We start from the raw sequence: 17,491 nt of genomic DNA, 5'->3' as shown, positions 1-17,491 counted from the left end.
TTCATGTCAAAACCATCTAAGTACAAACATAAATTCACGCAACAAGTGGTCTGGGGAGAGATGGATGCTTTTGGCCATGTCAACAATGTCACCTACGTTCGTTACTTTGAGTCTGCTAGGGCTGACTACTTTACAAAAGAAGGATTATGGGATTCTCCATTAAAACCTGTAAAAGCAGGTCCAGTACTCACCCATTTGGATATGGATTATCGAAAACAAGTTGTATTCCCTGCCACTTTGGAAATCACTCTTGAAGTAAGTGCTATTTCATCCCGAGCATTCTCAGTGATTTGTTCCATGTGGAATGAAGAAAATGAATGTGTTTTAACTGGGAACGCATCCTTTGTATGGTTTGATTTCACAATACAAAAACCTTCCGCATTACCGGAACATTTCAAAACAAAATTTGGAAATTCTAATTTGGTATGATGTTACAATCAATACAAGATCGATTCAAATTAGATGATGAGGTTCTAAAAATCTCTAGGATCTGTCTAATTGTATTTTCTAGTTTTATCGGTTTTGGTATCTTTGCTCCCGTAGAGGAATTAGGATTATATGACCCTAAGTGGATTCGTGTGATCCATGCCTCCATTACGATATCATTTTTTGTTGCTACCTATTTTGTAAGTTGGGTACGAAAAAATATCCAATCCATTATGTTAGTATTTTTTTATACAATGAGTGCTCATTCCTTAATCTTATTGTATTGGAATTCTTTATACATCGGTTATTTGATCGGAATGATTTTGGTTCTCTCTTGTATTGGTGTGAGTTTTGTGGATAGACGTTCCCTTGTATCCTATTTGGGGACTGTTACTTCCTTTGGGATATTGGTTGGAATTTATACAAAGGATCACCAAGTAGACCTATCTTTATATTTATCTGCAATCATAACACCTGCCTTAGTTTCATACCTAACACTCAATATACGACTTAGTTCAGTTGAAAAATTAAGAAGCTCAGAATCCCAACTTAAAAAATTCCAGGACAGAATGTTAAGTGAATTGGAATTAGCAAATGAAACCCAATCAAACTTAGTTACAACCGAGTGGCCCAAAAAAAAGGGGATTAAATTTTATTCTTTTTTTCGTTCCTTTGACCAAGTGGGTGGTGATGCGATCAGTTACTTTGAAAGAGAAGATGGTAAAATGGCATTATTTTTTGCTGATGTATCGGGGCATGGAATTGCATCTGCGATGGTGTCAGCGATGGCTGTTTTGGCATTTAAAATTCATGGGAACCAAATCCAACCATCAGAATGTTTGAAAGCCATTCATGATGATCTACAAAGTTTAGTACCAAACAATCATATTAGTGCCTGTGTACTGTTTGTCGATTTAGAAACAAAAGAAATCAAATATTCGATTGCAGGTCATCCACCGATCATTCATATCCAAAAAGAAAATGGACCAAAGTTTTTAGAAGGACTAGGAACACTGATTGTTTCCTTTCTCAAACCAAGCTTAAAAAACTACCAAATCACACTTGGATCCGGAGACAGGATTTTGTTGTATTCCGATGGAATTTTGGAGGTATTTGACGAATCAGGTGAGATTTATGGTGAAGAACATTTGTTTGATTCCATCAAAAATCATTCTGACAAAAAAGGTGATGAATTTTTAAATGCTATTTATGAAGACTCAATGTCATTTTCTGCAAAACGAATTTCGGATGATATGAGTATGTTATTATTGGAAATACAATGAACCTTATTTTAACACCGTTTCTCTGGTTCAAACGAGAGTTTATTCCTTTTCGAACTCTCGACAGATATTTATTTTTTGATTTTTTCAAAACTTTCATTGGCACACTGATCATGTTAACGTCGATGATTGTCATTTATAAATTCACAGATGTGATGAAGTATTTAGTTTCTTCAAAAGTGAATCAGTCCCATGTATACTTACATGTTTTGTATTCTTTACCATCAATGGTGGATCAAGTAGTTGCACCTGCACTCATGTTTTCCGTTTGTTTTGTCATAGGCCAATTTAGCGTAAACAAAGAACTTGTGGCAATGATGGTAGCAGGTGTATCCTTCATTCGAATCATCACACCAATTTTATTTTTTGGAATCGCCATGTGGCTTATTATGACATTGTTTGGGCAAACGGTTGTGATTCCCGCAAATAAAAAAGCTCAAATTGAATTTAGCATTATGGCAAAAGGTTCCAATCGATTGATCGATTTTGTCTACCAATTGCATATCAAAGGTAAAAAAGGATTTTATTACGTATATTGGATTGATGAAAAGGAAAGTACAGTGAAGGGAGGATTTAATTATATTGAAATCACTCCTGATGGATTTCCAACCTATACAGTCTCATCCCAAAAAGCAAAATTCATTCCAAATCCACATAGTTGGGTTTTGTATGACGCAGAAGAAGTTAGATTCAATGAAAATTTAGAATTGGTATCAAGAACCAAATATGCAGAAAAAACATATGATTTTCCAGAAGACTTAGCTTACTTTTCTAAACCAGTTCGAAATCCAGAGGAAATGAATTTTTTTGAACTTGCAGACGAAATTGAATCTCGAATTACAAAAGGGATTCCTTTTCGGAATGTGATTGTACAACAACATATGGCATTTGCGATGCCGCTTATGTCCTTTGTGGTTGTAACACTTGGTGCACTTGCTGGTGCGATCACCAAACGTTCGGCAGGTGTTGCAAGCCTTGGACTTACAATTGCAGTAGTGTTGTTATATTATATTCTAAATTCAACTGCTAAAACGTTAGCAGAAAATGGGGCATTGCCGATTTGGATTGGGATGTGGATCACACCTGTTATTTTCACTTACGCAGCTTATTTTCTTTACCGAAGGATGAACATTTAAATTAGAAGTAGTGTGAGTTTGGAAACAAACACTACTTCCATTCGTAGTTTAACTTAAAAACACTCGTTTGTACAAATCAGTTTGTAAAATTCCTTTTGGGTCATACTTTTTCTTTAAAGAATAAAACTTTTTTAAATTGTCTTTTGGAAAATATGACTCCATCACACGTTTGCGGAGAGTTGAATCTTTTGCAAAATAGAATCTCCCTTTGTGTTTTAAGACAATCTCATCGAGTTCATAACAGAGAGACCAAAGTTTTTCACGATTCCCTTTTGTGACAGGGAAATCCATCGCCATTGAAAATCCATCTACAGCATGTGTGAGAAGGAATGGATCTGGTTTGTGTTTTTTGAAAACGGATAGGTAATTCACAATACCACGTTCTTGGCATTTTGTGAATATTTCACTGAACGCTTGTTTTGCGTTTTCTTTGGGAATGAACACTTGGTATTGGATCATCGATCCAGGTTTATAGACAAATTTCCAATTCGGAACATAGTCTAGTAAAAAAGCGTACTCCGCATGACCTTGGTAATACGCTTTGTTGTTTACCAAAATACTTGCGATACATTTTGCTAAATTAATCATGCGCATTCCAAAATTAAAACTGAATGGGCGCATAAGGATCCACATCCATTTTTTAGGAATCACATAGAACAAACGGGAAGGAAGGTGTTGTCTTTCTAACAAACAATTCCCAGGAAAATCTGGGTCTTCTCCCGCTTTTAAATTGGTTGCTTTATGGATTTGGCCACGGCCTAAAGATTTTCCAGAAGCAAATGCATCAATCCAACCTACCAAATAATCTGCGGTTTTGTAGTGTTCTTCAAAATAGGCAAATAGTTCATCGAAGTTTCGCACATACACTGGATCAATTTTCATCTTACCTGAATAAATCGGTTTCATTTTGATTTGAACTGTCAAAAAACAACCTAACATTCCAAAGCCGGAAATTGCAGAATAAAATAGATCCGAATTTTTTTTAGGAGAACATTCTAGGATATCACCTTTTGCTGTTAAAAAGGTAAATTCTTTGATGTGTTCGCCAATGGTTCCCACTTTAAAATTATTTTTTCCATGAATGTTCATGGAAAGGGCACCACCGAGTGTTGGCATCATTGTTCCAGAAACAACAGGTGGCCAAAATCCATTTTCGATCCCTGTTTCCCAAAGGTCTTTGATACGAGCTCCAGATTGAACGGTCATGACACCCGATTTTAAGTTAAAATCTAATACTTTATTAAAACGAGTTAAATCTAAAACAATTCCATCCGTATTGGTTGAAGCATCACCGTAACTACATCCACCACCACGTAACGCTACTTTGGTGCCTGTTTGATTTGCCCAAATAAAAAGTTCTTTGATCTCTTCTTCGGTTTCTGGTCGAAAGACAGGTGACATGGAAAATGAACTCATTCCCCATGCTTCCACCTTTTCTTTCATTGGGACTTTTATATTAGGGATGGATTTTGTTTTTTTTGTAACCATATTAGATACTCAGTTTTTTGAAAATAAAGTTGGGAATGTTTCGAATGATAAGAGCAACAAGAGCCCAAATACCAGGAACAAAAGCTTCGTCTTTGCCACTCGCAACGATGGCACGAATTTTTTCTGCTGCTTCATCCGCAGTAATTGCCTTGAGTAAACCTTTTTCAGGTAAAACTAAACCATCTGTCATTTCTGTTTTGACAAACCCTGGTTTAATCGTTGTTACTTGGACATTTACTTCTGATAGACGATTTCGAAGTGCTTCTAAATAAGTATTGAGGCCTGCTTTGGAAGTGTTATAAACAGGATTTCCCTTTCTTCCTCTTTCCCCTGCAATGGAAGAGATTCCAATAATCTTTCCCGATTTTTGTTTGGTAAAAAAAGTAGCAACAGGATTTAAAAAGGCAACAGCTCCTAGAAGGTTCACATTTAACATTTCCAAGTCTTTTGCCACGTTGTATTCTTCCTTACCAATCTCCGGCATCACACCAGAGGCAAAATACACTTCGTCCACACCACCAAGGAGCGAGACTGCTTTTTGGAAGGTTTTTTCTGCAGTTTGAAATTTAGTCACATCAAAGACCAAAGGGAAGGCTCGTTTCTCTTTGGAAGAATTGGCTTTTTTGGCAATGGACTCTAGGGATTTTTCCCTTCTCGCTAAAAGGACCACGGAGGACCCAGCGTTCAATTCTTGTTCAGCAATGGCTTTTCCGATCCCACTCGAGGCACCGACGACGATTATTTTTTTCCCCATGTTTACGTTTTTTTGGTTTAATCGAATCTGGCAAGTGGTTTCAATAGGGTTGTGCCCGTAAATGAGAGAATCCTGATCGACGGGATGAATTTGATGTATAAATTTCCCGACCTGGCATTTTGTTTGGGGGAATACCGCCTCCAAGATGCAAGGATTGGTTTACTCGTTCATTTAAAACGCCATTTTCCAGACCTGGGCCTACGCAAAGTTCTTGTCTTCTTTGACGGAAAGAAGGAGTTACTTTCAGAATGTTATTCTGAGGAGTGGGAAGGTTTTTCCATTCATTATAGTCATGAAAAAAAAGCGGACGAACTCATCATTGGGTATTTAAACTATTGTCAAGTACCTTCTCAATGTTTGGTGGTAACATCAGACAAAGAGATTTTGAGTTATGCAAGAAGGTTACGGGCAAAACGTAAAACTTCTGAAGAGTTTTATGCGGAATGGGTCAAACGGGAAACAGAGGTGGATGAAACTGAATTTAACCACCTGAAAGAAGGATTGACACCTAGTTCGGAAAGCGATTACTGGGAGAGACAATTCCTTCCTTGATATGTTGTTCAATTCAATACCATTTTTAATCTTCTTTTCTTTCGTTTACCTTTTTTATTGGGCCATCCCCAAAGAATATCGTAAGGGTTTTCTTCTTTTTGCCGGGATTTGCTTTTATGCATATTTTTCTTTGGCACTCACGGTTCACTTCCTCGTTGTCATAACGATCAATTACCTTCTGTATCGTAAGATCCAATCGACTCCGACTCGGTTTTGGGTGGGTCTCACAGTTTCTCTCAACTTGATCAATTTAGGTTTTTTTAAATACGTTTACTTCTTTAGTAAGGTTCTAGCTGACCTAACAAGTTATCCTTTTTTCCAACAAGTTCCAAACCTAATCCACATTGCTCTTCCACTTGCGATCAGTTTTTATACCTTCCAAGTCATTGCAGCAGCAGTTGACACATATCGAAATCCCAATCTTCCCACTGTGAAAGTGGAAGACTACTTCTTGTTTGTCGCATTTTTTCCTGTGTTAATTGCAGGACCAATCATGCGTATGTCAGATTTTTTTCCAAATTTAGACAAACTCACACCTAGCAAAGAAAAGATGTATCGAGCATCGTATTTGATGATGTCCGGTCTCGTTAAAAAAGTGTTAGTTGCTGATCCAATGTCTCTTACAATTTCACCTGTATTTAATTCTCCGTCAGATTATGATTCTTTTTCATTGTTCATTGCAGGAATTTGTTATTCCATCCAGGTATTCAGTGACTTTTCAGGTCTTACCGATATGGCGAGGTCAGTTGCATTGTACTTAGGATTCGAAACTCCTGAAAACTTTAAAGCACCTTTTTTCTCAACATCAGGGCGGGAGTTATGGAAAAGATGGCATATCACACTTTCTTTTTGGTTACGTGATTATATTTATTTCCCGTTAGGTGGATCAAAGAAAGGTGAACTCAGAACATATCTCAATTTAATTATCATTATGACATTGGGTGGGTTTTGGCATGGTGCTGATTATACCTTTATCTGTTGGGGATTCTATTGGGGTGTAATTTTAGCCGGTGAACGATTTTTAGAAGGGAAATTAGGTCTCAAATTAACTCCTGAAAAAAACAAAGTTTTAATCGTTCTGAAAGCAATGATTGTTTTTGTTTTATTTTCCATTTCAGGGCTTATGTTTCGTTCCAACAATGCAACAAATATGCTGGATCATTTTTATGGAATTTTCACACATTTTTCTCATAGTCTAGAGCGATTGTTAGATGGCAGTTCCAATCATTGGTTAGTTTCTGCTACTTCTTTATTAGGTGAAGGTTCTTCTTTTAAATACTTACATATTGAAAACTTGGAACGTATATTCTATACTTCGTTTGCTGTATTGTTTTTTCATCATCTACAATACTTTCCTGAATTTTGGGAAAAAATTCGTAAACATGATGTTTGGTTGGTTCCAACACTTGGTATCATTACAATCTTTTTGTTAGCCACATTATCACAAGATGGTGGCGAGTTTATCTATTATCGCTTTTAGGGGGAAACTGTGGATTTAATACGAAATCGATATTTGTTAGTCCCATTTTTAGTTGTTTTTTTAACGTTTTGTTTAGATAAATTACTGGTTTTAGAAAATGTTCATACTTATTTTTCAAAATCTTTATCAGATATCAATTACATCCAAAAAAACGAATTATACGAAGACTTAAAAGAATACCTTAAACTTAAAGATAGAGACAAAGTAATTGTTTATTTTGGAAATTCAAGAGCTCTACTTTTTGATAACGAATACATTCATAAAAAGTACCCTGGTTGGGTAATGTTTAATTTTTCTGTTCCTGGTGGGAAACCAGATTATGTTTTACAATGGATGGAGCAGTTTGCAAAAGATGAAGTAAAACCGGACTTCTTTTTATTCGATCATTCTGTAGAAATGTTTAACTCTACTGCCACTTTAAAGGTAGATGAAACCTTAACCAATGGCCTAAATGTTTCATTTGTATTAAAACATTTTTCCAGATTTTCAACAGATGATATATCAACTCTAATCGCAAAACGTATGTTCCGTGCATATCAATACCGTCCTAAATTGGAAGTTATCATCACAAGAGCCAAAAATAAAGACACCTTATTATATCCTTATAGAAGTTTGCGTAATAACCTTATGGCAAATTTGAAAAAGGGGAAGGGATCCGCAATGACTCCAGGGACACACCAGGCAGTCCTTCCACCAGAATTATTAAAAAAATCAGCAATTGGTGATTTTCATTCTTATCTAGTTCCATTTCGATTTTCTGAGAATATACTTAGTTTCACAGACCAATCCTTACAATTAGCAAAACAATTGAATGTTCCATCTGCAGTCATTTGGGTTAGGTTATCTTTGCCCTATATGGATCATATAAGGCATTTAAAAGTATCAGTAGCAGAAAATAAAGTGGGAACTGTTTATGAAGATTGGTATCCGCGTATCGTGGAGTATCACAAACAAAATGGTATACCATTTTGGAATATGAATGATGATCCTACATACACCTGCAACGAGTTTAGCGATGCAGGTCACATGTCACCATCGTGTTATAATGATTACACTGACTATATTTTTAGAAACCTAAATCAATCTTTGGTGATGGGAGCTCGGTAAAATTCAGTACGATTCTGAATGTCATTCGGAGAGAGTTTTTCCGGTTCTGTTGGGTTGGGTTTTGTAGGATTTTGGGATTGTGGTTTGTTGTGATTTTCCTTATCAACAGAATAACCATAATAATAACCATGAATGATCTCTACGACTGCCACTGGTGTTTCTGAATTGGCATTTTGGATTTCGATGGTGATTTCATCCGGTGGAGCGAGTAATTCAAATACCCACTGGGACTCTCCTTCGATTCTCTCCTTACGTAAGATTGTCGAATTTTCATTTTGTCCATTTCCAGAATAAACTGTTAATACCCATTCTTTCAATTTACCATCAGTTGCTACACCGATTCCAATGGATTGAGGGGAAGATTCTCCGGCTTTCAGATCAAATCGAATTGCGCCACCTTTTGCAACCGCACCATAAAGCCTTTTTTTCGAAAGGGTGGGGTAGAGTGCTAGGTCTTGGATGCGAGTGGTTATTTCCTTCACATTTTGGCTTAGGACTGAAGGTTCGGAATGTAAAGTTTGCAAACTTAAAAAACAAATTCCGAGGAGTAGATAAAACGAATATCTCATTACCTTCATTGGACTAAAAAATAAATTCATTACAAGCAAAAGATATCTATTTTATCTCGAACAAGAACGAAATTTTGGCAATTCTTCCGCCAGTGATTGGCGTTCTTCTGGATCCAAATTGGTTCTATTTTTCCATTGGAGTTCCATCCTTTCGATGGCAGGTCTGAATTTTGGATTACAATGACTTGAAAAGTATCGGTAGGCGCTGATTCGATTGGTTTCGTTTTCGCTAACTAATTTGTAAAATTCAAAAACAGATTGATTGTCTTCACTTGAAAAATTTAATATAACGTATGTTTTGTGACATTCGCTTAAAGTGAATGCTGGTATTTTTGTGTTTTTACAATTCACTGCAACATCTGATTCTAAAAACAACATCATTTCTTCATACGAAAAATCTCGAAATGGTTTTCCCTTTGGAAGAATTACTTTTTGTTTCTGAGTGTTTGAATTGTTACCATTGTTTGTTTGGATATTTGAAACTTGAATTGTAGATTCTGGAACAGTTTTCACTCTTTCGTTCTTTTTGATTTCTTCAAGGTTTTCTTGTTTTGTTTCCGATTTAGGAACTTCCACTTGCACAAAATTTTTCACTACTTTGGGTTTTTGGTAAGGATTAGTGACAGTTAAATCATAAGGACCAGTTTTTGCTTCTGTTGTATCAACTTTTAATTCAATTCGTTCGGATGACTTAACTTCTTTACTAACTATTGGTAGTTGGTCGTCTTTTTTACTTAAATCCACCTTTGTGGCTTCTAAGAAATGTTCTCCTTCAATTGTAATCGGAGAGATTGTTTTTTCTTTTTTGGATTCGGTTTTTGGAAGTATGATTGGTTTTTCAACTTCTTTCACAATTTGAGGAGGTTCCGAAATGATGATCTCAAGATCTTTCCATACTGACCAAACAGCAGGTTTTTTGAACAAATTGAGAGGAGCAGTGCGTACCATGTAAATTCCAGAAGGTAACTCTTCTATCGAATGATAAGCGGTATCGATTTTTTTATCCAGGATCAACTTTCCTGATTTGTCTTTAATTTGAATTTGGTATCCATTTGCATCGGCGATGGGTTTCCAAGCAATGAGTTTCGTTCCTTCTTGTGATAACAAAGAGGAAACAAACAAAAAAAGTATAACAAATATTTTGAAGTTATATCGAATCATTTTTTTTCTTTATAGAGTCTTTTCGGAGAGATAAATTCAATATCAGTTGGCTTTAGTGATTTTAATTGGTCCAATGCCAAAATGAAATTTCCTTTGCGAGACAAAACAAAGTTTCCATTTTTATAAACACTTAAATCCCATGAAAAACTCCCTTCATCCAATACGCTTAAATCTTTTAGTTGGTAATGGGGTTCTTTTGTGCTAGTTTTATAAATTGCAATTTTTTTATCAGGGAAATGTTGGTACAATACCAAATCAAATTTGTCAGCAGTGATACCACTCAACTTCCAATGGAAATCTAAACTCGATTTTCCTTTCATTTGGACAACAGATCCATTTGGTGAAAGAATTTCTAATTTTGTTTCTTGCGAAGATTGATTTTTATTTTCTTCACTATTTACAATCACTTCTTGTTTTTTCTTTTTGTCTATGATCGTAAAACTAAGGATAGCGGATGGTTCTGTTTCCTTTCCTTCCTTTGTTTTACCAGTGATGGTAACAAATAATTGCCCCAACCCAAGTTGATTCCAATTGGGAACTAAAAAATTCGATTTTGTTTCGGTATCAATCACTACATTCGAAAGTTTGGAATCCTTTGCAATTTTAACATGATAAGATTGAATTTCTGCATTCCCTTCCCAAATTAAGATGGCTTGGTTTAATTTAATTTCTTCTAAACTAATTTCAGCACCTGGATTTGGTCTTTGCCATTTGGGTGCTGGGATTGTGTTTTGTTTTTTAATGGAGAAGGAATAAACTTTTGTTTCTCGGTCTTTGGTATCAGGAAACGAAGATTTTGCAATTACCTTCCAATAATATGTTCCTTCCTTTAAATCATCGAATGAAATTTGATTCGCAGAAGTTTCCATACGTTTGATTGGATTTTGAAAACTATTGTTATCAGATAGAAAAAAGAGATAAGAATTTGCGGTTGTCAATTTTGTCCAAGAGACAGTTACCAAAGGATATAATTGTACAAAGGGAATTACCATTCCATGATTCGGTGATTCTCCCACAAACGATTCTAATTTTGAAACAAAAAGTTTATTTGTTTCACTTGCTTCTATACTGTTTGATTTTTGATTTTTGACTTTGATTCGCCAATAAAATGTTCCTTCCTTTAAGCTAACAACAGATTTGTCGTCAGGAACTGGTTCCGAAAAAAACCTAAGTTTAAAATTGGGAGATCTTGAGATTTCTAAAATCGGCGAATCATAACCTGATTCCATTTTCCAAGTGAAAGATACATTCACTTCATCAGGTTCTGCGTAAAATAATTTTTGGGAAGGAGGTGAGATGAGTACGACTGGAATTTTTTTGATCTCAATTCCACTTTTTTTAAATTCTGCTTTTTTGCCTTGTTCTACTTCTAAGGCTTTACCGTTTTGTTTGACAGTCGTTTTGCCTTTTTCCACAAAAAGGCTTAACTCTTGGTCTTTTGCTCTTTCAATTTTGACATTTCCAGAATCGACATTGATTTCGTTACCTGAACTAGTGATTTTAATTTGATTCGCGTTGGAATCATTCTTTTTTACTTGTAAAGAGCCTTCTGAAAATTCTAAGTTTGGGTCTTCACCCGTTAAATCTAAGTTAAACATTGAATTTTCATCAATGTTGATCTCCGTTCCATCTTTTAAACGTATGATGGCATCAGAAAATGCTTCCGAACGGATGGTATCTTTATTGATGAGTGGACTATTGTTTTCCAGTTTTTCCCAAATGACTTCATCTTCAAATTTACGTTGGACTATATTGTTTTTAAAAAAAATAGTACCTACAACTTCACGATCACCAATATCAATTTTCCGATTCAGATCTAAGTAAAATAATACGCTAAAAAATAATGCGATACTTGTTAGGCTCAGTAGAACAAATGAATCTCGTTTGTCTAAATTCATTTTTTTCCCTTTTTGGAAGTGACTTCAATTCCTACTAATTTTTGTAACTCAACCAAATTTTTAGGAGCATTCACATCTGATTTTTTACCCAAAACTGCATACACTTTTTGGGCTTTGGATTTCCCTTTAAATTCAATTTCTCCCATACTGACCACATTAAACTCTGATTTTACTTCATGGTAGGTGGATTCTGTAATTAGAATATCGGTATGAGTTTCTTTGTTAAATGACTCAACTCTGGAAGCAAGGTTCACTGAATCTCCAATGACAGTGTATTCCATTTTGTCGGAACTTCCGATTTGACCAGCGATCACATATCCTGTGTTAATGCCACATCCAATTTTAATGATCGGTTTTTTCGCGGAACCTCTATTTTGATTAAACTCAATTAATTTGTCACGCATTCGTAAAGCTGCTTCGACAGAAGCAATTGCATGATCCTTGTGATCACGAAGGGCTCCCCAAGTTGCCATGATTGCATCACCAATAAATTTATCTACTGTGCCACCCGTTTCCTGAACACATTTAACCATTTCTGTCATGTATTGGTTTAAGAACTCAACCACTTCTTCTGGTTGTAGTTTTTCGGAGATAGCAGTAAAACTGCGGATATCGGAAAAAAAGATGGTGCAATACTTTTTTTTACCACCAATCGATAACTTCCCTTTGGCGGCAAGTTCGGCAATATCTTGGTTAACGAATCGCCCGAATGAATCTTTTAATTTTTCTCTTTCTTCTAATCCACGACCCATGCTAACGAATGATTTTGTGAGAGTTCCAATTTCGTCATGAGTTGTCGCATGTAGAGTGATATGGTAATTGCCATTTCTAATTTCTTCGGAGGCATCTACCAATTTTAGAATGGGAGTGGAGAGTGATTTTGCAAAGATATAAACAACAATAAAAGAGAGAGATAATGAAACAATGAGTAAGTATACGTTACGTTTTTGGATATTATTTACTTCTTCGAATATTTTTGATTCACGAACTTGTGAGATTACACCAACCCCACCAAATCCTAATTTTTTAAAGGCTGCAAGGTAAGACTCTCCATCTTTGTTTTCATAACGAAATTGTCCATTATCTACCGTTGACTTTTTCATTCGATCTACAATCGGCAAATCATTTAGATTGATACCAGAAAGAACTACTTTTGCATCAGGGTGAGCAAGAACACTTCCATCTTCACTGACTAAAAAAGTTTCAACAGGACCAGAAGTTTGAAATGCATCCAATAAACTATCCAACTTCACTAATGTAACGAGAATGGTATGTGTGTCTTTGGTTTCTGATAAAGGAAAACTAATACATAAGATGGGATTGCGAAAAAATGGACTGATGTTCCATATAAGAGTTGTTCCGCTAAATGATTTTCTCAGTTTAGGTTGGATGTTTTTGATGATACTTTTGACTTCCGTCTTTTGATAATCATACTTTTCTAAAAATTGATCATTTACGACTTCAAATTTTGGATTAAAACTAGAATCAAATGCACCAATAAATACAAAGTTTTGATCTTCTTCAAAAAGTTCTTTTGCAATGCTATTTGCTGATTGTGTACTTCTTAATACAGCTGAAGCTGTAATGTGTACATCTTGTTTGATAGAGTGTAAGTCAGATTTTACTTTTAAGGAAAGGATTTCATTGATTTTGATATTGTTTTCTTTTACTCTTACTTCACTATCTTTGCGAAAAAAATAAGAAGCAAGAAAAATCACTCCAGACATCGAAATCAAAAGTACAATCGAAGTGATTAACAGCAGTTTGTAACGAATCGGGAATTGGAATTCGCCAGGTGTATTTGATTCATTCCCGAAAAAGTCTCTTAGTTTGATCAAAATCGTTTTCATGACATTGGTACTTTTACCAATTCATTCGAAAACTCTAGGGAGAAAAAGTAAAATTGAAGTAAGAAACTATTTTTTTCCTAAGGGCAGGACAAAGCAACATCATATGTCTGTCGGAATGGATAATCAGGAATCGTAAAAGCGGTTTCTCTTACAACCGTATCAGGATATCCGTCTCTTTTTGACAAATCTCCCAAACAGACAACCTTATAGGTTCCTGGATTTAAGTATTTGATCTTTGCATTTTGTTTTGCGGGAGTTGCAGCAAGAGGTAATACATTGAGGTATTCTGTTTCTTGGAAACGGAAAATCCCATAATAATGTAAAAGAGAATTCCCTCCACCACTGATCGTTAAACTAGAAGCAACTTCTGGGTAAATGACTCTTGCTCTAGTTAATATATTTCCACCAGCATCACCTTCACCTTTGTGATCGGAAAAAATATCACTCACTCCAACATATGTAACAGTCGTTGATCTACTTGATGTGTAAGAATGTAACATCAAGTTTTCTTTTAAGTTAACTCTGACTTCTAAAATATATGGATCAAATCCATCACGAATCCTCATATCTGACTGAACCGATTGTGTTGGCAATTGAGTGAACAATGCAGGGAATAATTTTGGAACGATATTACTTTTTTCGGCAGTGGTTGTACCAGCTACGTAATTATTTCTTGGAACAATATTTAATCCATTCACAATTGTTCTATTATCGAATCTTCCTCTCACTGGAATTCCCGCATCTAATGCAAAACCAGTCACAAGTGATCTAAAATAGATAGCAGCATAATAGTATTCTCTTCCTAACCAAGGTTGGCCAGATGAATATGCTTGTTCCCAACTCAGAGTTTCGGATGAAGGATCATTTGAAGGAAATTGGGCACCAATCCCATTGAAAAAATCATTTGCCTTCAGAATACCGTTACTTTCTGTACAAGTGTTGTTATCAAATGAGTAAGTGATGGTACAAAATACTTGTCGGTTGGGGGCAATGTAATCCCAAAATTTATTTGAGTCTACCGTATCTCTAATTTGTGTTAATTCATTTAAACCTTTTAAGTACTTACTGGAAATTCTAACTTCCCCTATGTCCAAGAAGATGGGTAAATTACCAGCTTTGGGAACACTGGTTAAAGTCATCGTTGGATCGAGACCTTCTCCTTGGGAATCAACATACAAATCTCCAGTTCCGTTATTCAACTCAGTCCAATCGAGTGGATTGTCTGTGGCATACGTACCTTTTAGGAGGAGTAACATTCTATTATTGAAGAGTGTTGAAATAACAGGAAGTTTGGTCTCATCACCTAAATCAAGTTTGGTTTTGCAGTCAATTAGTATGGATACTGCAAGAATCAAAAAACAAGCATGTAGGAATTTAGATTTCATTAGAACAATACTCCTACTGTTAGACCAAAATAGAAAAAATCAACGTTTTGTAGGGTATAATTCGAAGGATTTTGTAAACGTGGATCATCATATGGGCTTGCTAAAGGATAACGGTATTGGTTGGGAATGTCCATTTGGGTTTCAAAAATCTTATAATAATCCAATCGTACCCCAATTCGAATTCTACGACCAGCAATAAAACTAGCTTCTAACCCAGCAAAGGCGGTTGGGTTCCAACGAGCCGTATCGGCAGGACGTGCCACAACGTAAGACGAACCACCACCACCTTTTAGAAAAAATTGAATGGGAAGTTCAAGTGGGATTTTATAGGCAAGGGCAGCATATAAAGGCATTGCTGTAAGTGCTCTTTCCGAGCGGGATAAAAATACCGCATAAGAACCACCCACTTCGGTGTAAAAGATCCATGGCCATGGCATTCTTGCATAAAATCCACCACCAAGTGTCGTTTCAAGGACACGGACAGTTGGTGTTCCAGGCATTGGGTTTGCCGCTCCCACCCAACCACCGATCTCATACCGGCGTTTGTTGTACTCTTCTAGGGTTTGAGCGGAGAGCAGTCCAGAAAAAAGAGTGAGTGATAAAAGGATACTAAGGAAGAGAGATTTTGTACAATTCATGAATTTCCGGATGATCTTCGTAATACGCACGGACAAAATAGAGTCCATCCGGCGGGAGAGTCATCCCTGCTCGCGAACGGTTCTTTTCTTCCAATATGGAGTCTATGGATCTAGATTCCCAACGTCCCTTTCCGATGTCCAGTAAAGTTCCAACCGTAATTCGCACCATATTGTGCATAAATCCGTTGGCCCGGATCCGGATTTGGTACCAATCGGGAGTCAATTGTTCCAAATTGATGGCCAAAATCTCCCGGATGGATCGTTTCCCGGACATCGATTTTGCTTTTGCCAGGGATCGGAAATCTTTTTCGCCTACTAAGACATCTAATTGTTTTTGGACCAAATCCCAATCAATATGGTGTTTCACCCAATACGCACGGCCTTCTATGAAACTACTTTCATATTTACTATAGTATAATTTATATATATACTCTCGGCCCGTACAACTGAACCTTGCATGGAATTCGGGTGGTACTTCGACAACATTTTTAATCGAAACAGCTTTTGGAGTTAAAGCATTGAGTGAAACTAATAATTTGTGAAAATTGGGAATTGGAAATTCTGTTTTAAAATTACAAACCATACCAAGCGCGTGTACACCAGTATCTGTTCTTCCAGCAACTGACAGACGTGAAGCGGGATTCCTTCTTAAGATGATCTCAAGTGCAGATTCGATCGAAAACTGGACGGTAGGTAGGTCTTTTTGTTTTTGCCACCCATAAAAATAGGTGCCATCATATTCGACAAGAAGTGCGTAATTGGGCAAACCCTTACTTCTCGCCTCCCATTTCTTCTAGAATCGCATTGTATTCGTCGTACAATTCGCGTGTCATTTCGACAATTGGGCCTGGTTTTCCTTTACTTGCTTTTCCTGAACCGTACAACCTAGCAAGTGTTCTTTTAGCACGGGATAGAAGTAAAACCTGGTCTTCTGGTTTGGGAGCCATTTGGTCCTTGAATTTTTTTGTAAGGAAAGCATTTAGATAAATAACACCGTCAAATCCCCAGTTGTTATCTGTATCAGGTCCAAGCATACCTGCCGCTTGGTCAACAGGTTCATTTCCATTCTGCATGAGTTCTAATGTGTAACCATAAATCACAGCAGCTTTTTGGTAGAGTAAGTCTCTGATTTTGTCATACCCTAAATTTGGAAATTCATCATGTAAGTCAGAAAAATACCAAGCGGCCCGTATCGCACAAACTGCTTTTTTAGGAGTAGGGGCAACACTCACACCTCGTAATTGGTAACAATCCATACCAAGTAAATAGGATGCGGCACCTAACACAATTTGGCGGTCCTGTGTGAAATCAAGAGATCCAAGGATTTTTTCGATAAAACTACGGCGAGCGTCAGTTGCCATTCGAATGGCTTCGTTGTCTGCTGGGTTTAGTGCGTTCCAATCTTTGGGAAAGGAAGAATAGAGGCAACGAGGACAGACAGTCATGACATAATCCAGAGGACTCACACGACCAAATTTTTTATTTTTTTCATACAAACGGCGTAAATCTTGGGCTAATTTCCCAGCGATGAGCCTTCCTCCCCCCTGGAACATCTGCTCCTTTTGGTGATTTTCATCACAAATCGGACAAGCTGTAGACTCTTTGGCACGAAAAGATACTTTTTTTGACTGGGCGGCGGCTTGGGACATAGGAAAAATCTAGGAAAAGGCTCAATTTTAAAATACAATCTGTCAATCCAATATCATAAATCTCCGATAATACTCACAGGGGACACCCTGAAATTACTTGTAAGATTCTTCTAACGAA

General features: G+C 36.5%; 16 protein-coding genes. 6 read left to right on the top strand and 10 right to left on the bottom strand.

Annotation, left to right across the window (positions count from 1 at the left end):
* Positions 1 to 3 precede the first annotated feature (3 nt).
* The 3 genes from CH354_RS02585 to CH354_RS02575 are packed head-to-tail and all read left to right on the top strand — an operon-like array spanning position 4 to position 2,842.
* A complete protein-coding gene (locus CH354_RS02585; RefSeq protein WP_100715749.1) occupies positions 4 to 429 on the top strand; it encodes an acyl-CoA thioesterase in 426 nt (141 codons plus the stop codon).
* On the top strand, positions 426 to 1,709 hold the full coding sequence (locus tag CH354_RS02580; protein ID WP_100726112.1) for a PP2C family protein-serine/threonine phosphatase: 1,284 nt from the start codon (positions 426 to 428) through the stop codon (positions 1,707 to 1,709). Before CH354_RS02585 ends, CH354_RS02580 begins: the two co-directional genes overlap by 4 nt.
* The gene (locus tag CH354_RS02575; RefSeq protein WP_100715747.1) at positions 1,706 to 2,842 is read left to right on the top strand and encodes an LptF/LptG family permease; all 1,137 of its coding nucleotides are present in this window, start codon (positions 1,706 to 1,708) and stop codon (positions 2,840 to 2,842) included. The genes CH354_RS02580 and CH354_RS02575 overlap by 4 nt, the downstream gene beginning before the upstream one ends.
* 48 nt (positions 2,843 to 2,890) lie before the next feature.
* Here CH354_RS02575 and CH354_RS02570 read toward each other — a convergent pair whose 3' ends face one another.
* Together CH354_RS02570 and CH354_RS02565 are read right to left on the bottom strand one after the other, a co-directional pair.
* Positions 2,891 to 4,330 (bottom strand): FAD-binding oxidoreductase, encoded by a 1,440-nt coding sequence (locus CH354_RS02570; protein ID WP_100715746.1) that lies wholly within the window; start codon positions 4,328 to 4,330, stop codon positions 2,891 to 2,893.
* A gap of 1 nt (position 4,331) precedes the next feature.
* Positions 4,332 to 5,084: an SDR family NAD(P)-dependent oxidoreductase gene (locus CH354_RS02565; protein WP_100715745.1), complete on the bottom strand. Its 753-nt coding sequence runs from the start codon at positions 5,082 to 5,084 to the stop codon at positions 4,332 to 4,334.
* A gap of 51 nt (positions 5,085 to 5,135) precedes the next feature.
* Here CH354_RS02565 and CH354_RS02560 point away from each other — a divergent pair, with 51 nt between their 5' ends.
* The 3 genes from CH354_RS02560 to CH354_RS02550 are packed head-to-tail and all read left to right on the top strand — an operon-like array spanning position 5,136 to position 8,223.
* The gene (locus CH354_RS02560; protein WP_265373234.1) at positions 5,136 to 5,636 is read left to right on the top strand and encodes an NYN domain-containing protein; all 501 of its coding nucleotides are present in this window, start codon (positions 5,136 to 5,138) and stop codon (positions 5,634 to 5,636) included.
* Position 5,637: 1 nt separating this feature from the next.
* Entirely contained in the window at positions 5,638 to 7,116 is a 1,479-nt protein-coding gene (locus tag CH354_RS02555) for an MBOAT family O-acyltransferase (RefSeq protein WP_100715743.1), read from the top strand.
* 9 nt (positions 7,117 to 7,125) lie between these two features.
* Positions 7,126 to 8,223, top strand: coding sequence for a DUF1574 domain-containing protein (locus CH354_RS02550; protein WP_100726114.1), 1,098 nt, complete (start codon positions 7,126 to 7,128; stop codon positions 8,221 to 8,223).
* On the opposite strand, the gene CH354_RS02545 is transcribed toward CH354_RS02550, so the two are convergent.
* The 8 genes from CH354_RS02545 to CH354_RS02510 all read right to left on the bottom strand — a co-directional run bounded on the left by CH354_RS02545 (position 8,196) and on the right by CH354_RS02510 (position 17,373).
* Positions 8,196 to 8,792, bottom strand: a complete 597-nt coding sequence (locus CH354_RS02545) for a hypothetical protein (RefSeq protein WP_100726425.1) — start codon at positions 8,790 to 8,792, stop codon at positions 8,196 to 8,198. The genes CH354_RS02550 and CH354_RS02545 overlap by 28 nt on opposite strands.
* A 51-nt stretch (positions 8,793 to 8,843) precedes the next feature.
* Positions 8,844 to 9,953 (bottom strand): hypothetical protein, encoded by a 1,110-nt coding sequence (locus CH354_RS02540; protein ID WP_100726115.1) that lies wholly within the window; start codon positions 9,951 to 9,953, stop codon positions 8,844 to 8,846.
* Entirely contained in the window at positions 9,950 to 11,851 is a 1,902-nt protein-coding gene (locus CH354_RS02535; protein WP_100726116.1) for a FecR domain-containing protein, read from the bottom strand. The genes CH354_RS02540 and CH354_RS02535 overlap by 4 nt, the downstream gene beginning before the upstream one ends.
* Entirely contained in the window at positions 11,848 to 13,701 is a 1,854-nt protein-coding gene (locus CH354_RS02530; RefSeq protein WP_100726117.1) for an adenylate/guanylate cyclase domain-containing protein, read from the bottom strand. The genes CH354_RS02535 and CH354_RS02530 overlap by 4 nt, the downstream gene beginning before the upstream one ends.
* Before the next feature lie 77 nt (positions 13,702 to 13,778).
* Positions 13,779 to 15,086 carry an LIC11270 family surface protein gene (locus CH354_RS02525; protein ID WP_100726118.1) on the bottom strand — a complete coding sequence of 436 codons (1,308 nt, stop codon included), beginning with the start codon at positions 15,084 to 15,086 and terminating at the stop codon, positions 13,779 to 13,781.
* Positions 15,086 to 15,724, bottom strand: a complete 639-nt coding sequence (locus tag CH354_RS02520; protein WP_100715737.1) for a hypothetical protein — start codon at positions 15,722 to 15,724, stop codon at positions 15,086 to 15,088. Before CH354_RS02520 ends, CH354_RS02525 begins: the two co-directional genes overlap by 1 nt.
* On the bottom strand, positions 15,696 to 16,490 hold the full coding sequence (gene truA / locus CH354_RS02515; RefSeq protein ID WP_100715736.1) for a tRNA pseudouridine(38-40) synthase TruA: 795 nt from the start codon (positions 16,488 to 16,490) through the stop codon (positions 15,696 to 15,698). Before truA ends, CH354_RS02520 begins: the two co-directional genes overlap by 29 nt.
* A 4-nt stretch (positions 16,491 to 16,494) precedes the next feature.
* Positions 16,495 to 17,373: a DUF2225 domain-containing protein gene (locus tag CH354_RS02510; RefSeq protein WP_100726119.1), complete on the bottom strand. Its 879-nt coding sequence runs from the start codon at positions 17,371 to 17,373 to the stop codon at positions 16,495 to 16,497.
* Between the last annotated feature and the right edge of the window lie 118 nt (positions 17,374 to 17,491).

Origin of the sequence: Leptospira levettii, from assembly GCF_002812085.1 — a bacterium.
GTDB lineage: Bacteria > Spirochaetota > Leptospiria > Leptospirales > Leptospiraceae > Leptospira_A > Leptospira_A levettii.
This window is presented reverse-complemented; position numbering and strand designations above follow the sequence as displayed.

Excerpts from the sequence above, each read along its gene's own strand:
- CH354_RS02585 (WP_100715749.1), top strand. The coding sequence starts at position 4 with ATGTCAAAACCATCTAAGTACAAACATAAATTCACGCAACAAGTGGTC.
- CH354_RS02580 (WP_100726112.1), top strand. The coding sequence starts at position 426 with ATGATGTTACAATCAATACAAGATCGATTCAAATTAGATGATGAGGTT.
- CH354_RS02575 (WP_100715747.1), top strand. The coding sequence starts at position 1,706 with ATGAACCTTATTTTAACACCGTTTCTCTGGTTCAAACGAGAGTTTATT.
- CH354_RS02570 (WP_100715746.1), bottom strand. The coding sequence starts at position 4,330 with ATGGTTACAAAAAAAACAAAATCCATCCCTAATATAAAAGTCCCAATG.
- CH354_RS02565 (WP_100715745.1), bottom strand. The coding sequence starts at position 5,084 with ATGGGGAAAAAAATAATCGTCGTCGGTGCCTCGAGTGGGATCGGAAAA.
- CH354_RS02555 (WP_100715743.1), top strand. The coding sequence starts at position 5,638 with ATGTTGTTCAATTCAATACCATTTTTAATCTTCTTTTCTTTCGTTTAC.
- CH354_RS02545 (WP_100726425.1), bottom strand. The coding sequence starts at position 8,792 with ATGAGATATTCGTTTTATCTACTCCTCGGAATTTGTTTTTTAAGTTTG.
- CH354_RS02540 (WP_100726115.1), bottom strand. The coding sequence starts at position 9,953 with ATGATTCGATATAACTTCAAAATATTTGTTATACTTTTTTTGTTTGTT.
- CH354_RS02535 (WP_100726116.1), bottom strand. The coding sequence starts at position 11,851 with ATGAATTTAGACAAACGAGATTCATTTGTTCTACTGAGCCTAACAAGT.
- CH354_RS02530 (WP_100726117.1), bottom strand. The coding sequence starts at position 13,701 with ATGAAAACGATTTTGATCAAACTAAGAGACTTTTTCGGGAATGAATCA.
- CH354_RS02525 (WP_100726118.1), bottom strand. The coding sequence starts at position 15,086 with ATGAAATCTAAATTCCTACATGCTTGTTTTTTGATTCTTGCAGTATCC.
- CH354_RS02520 (WP_100715737.1), bottom strand. The coding sequence starts at position 15,724 with ATGAATTGTACAAAATCTCTCTTCCTTAGTATCCTTTTATCACTCACT.
- CH354_RS02510 (WP_100726119.1), bottom strand. The coding sequence starts at position 17,373 with ATGTCCCAAGCCGCCGCCCAGTCAAAAAAAGTATCTTTTCGTGCCAAA.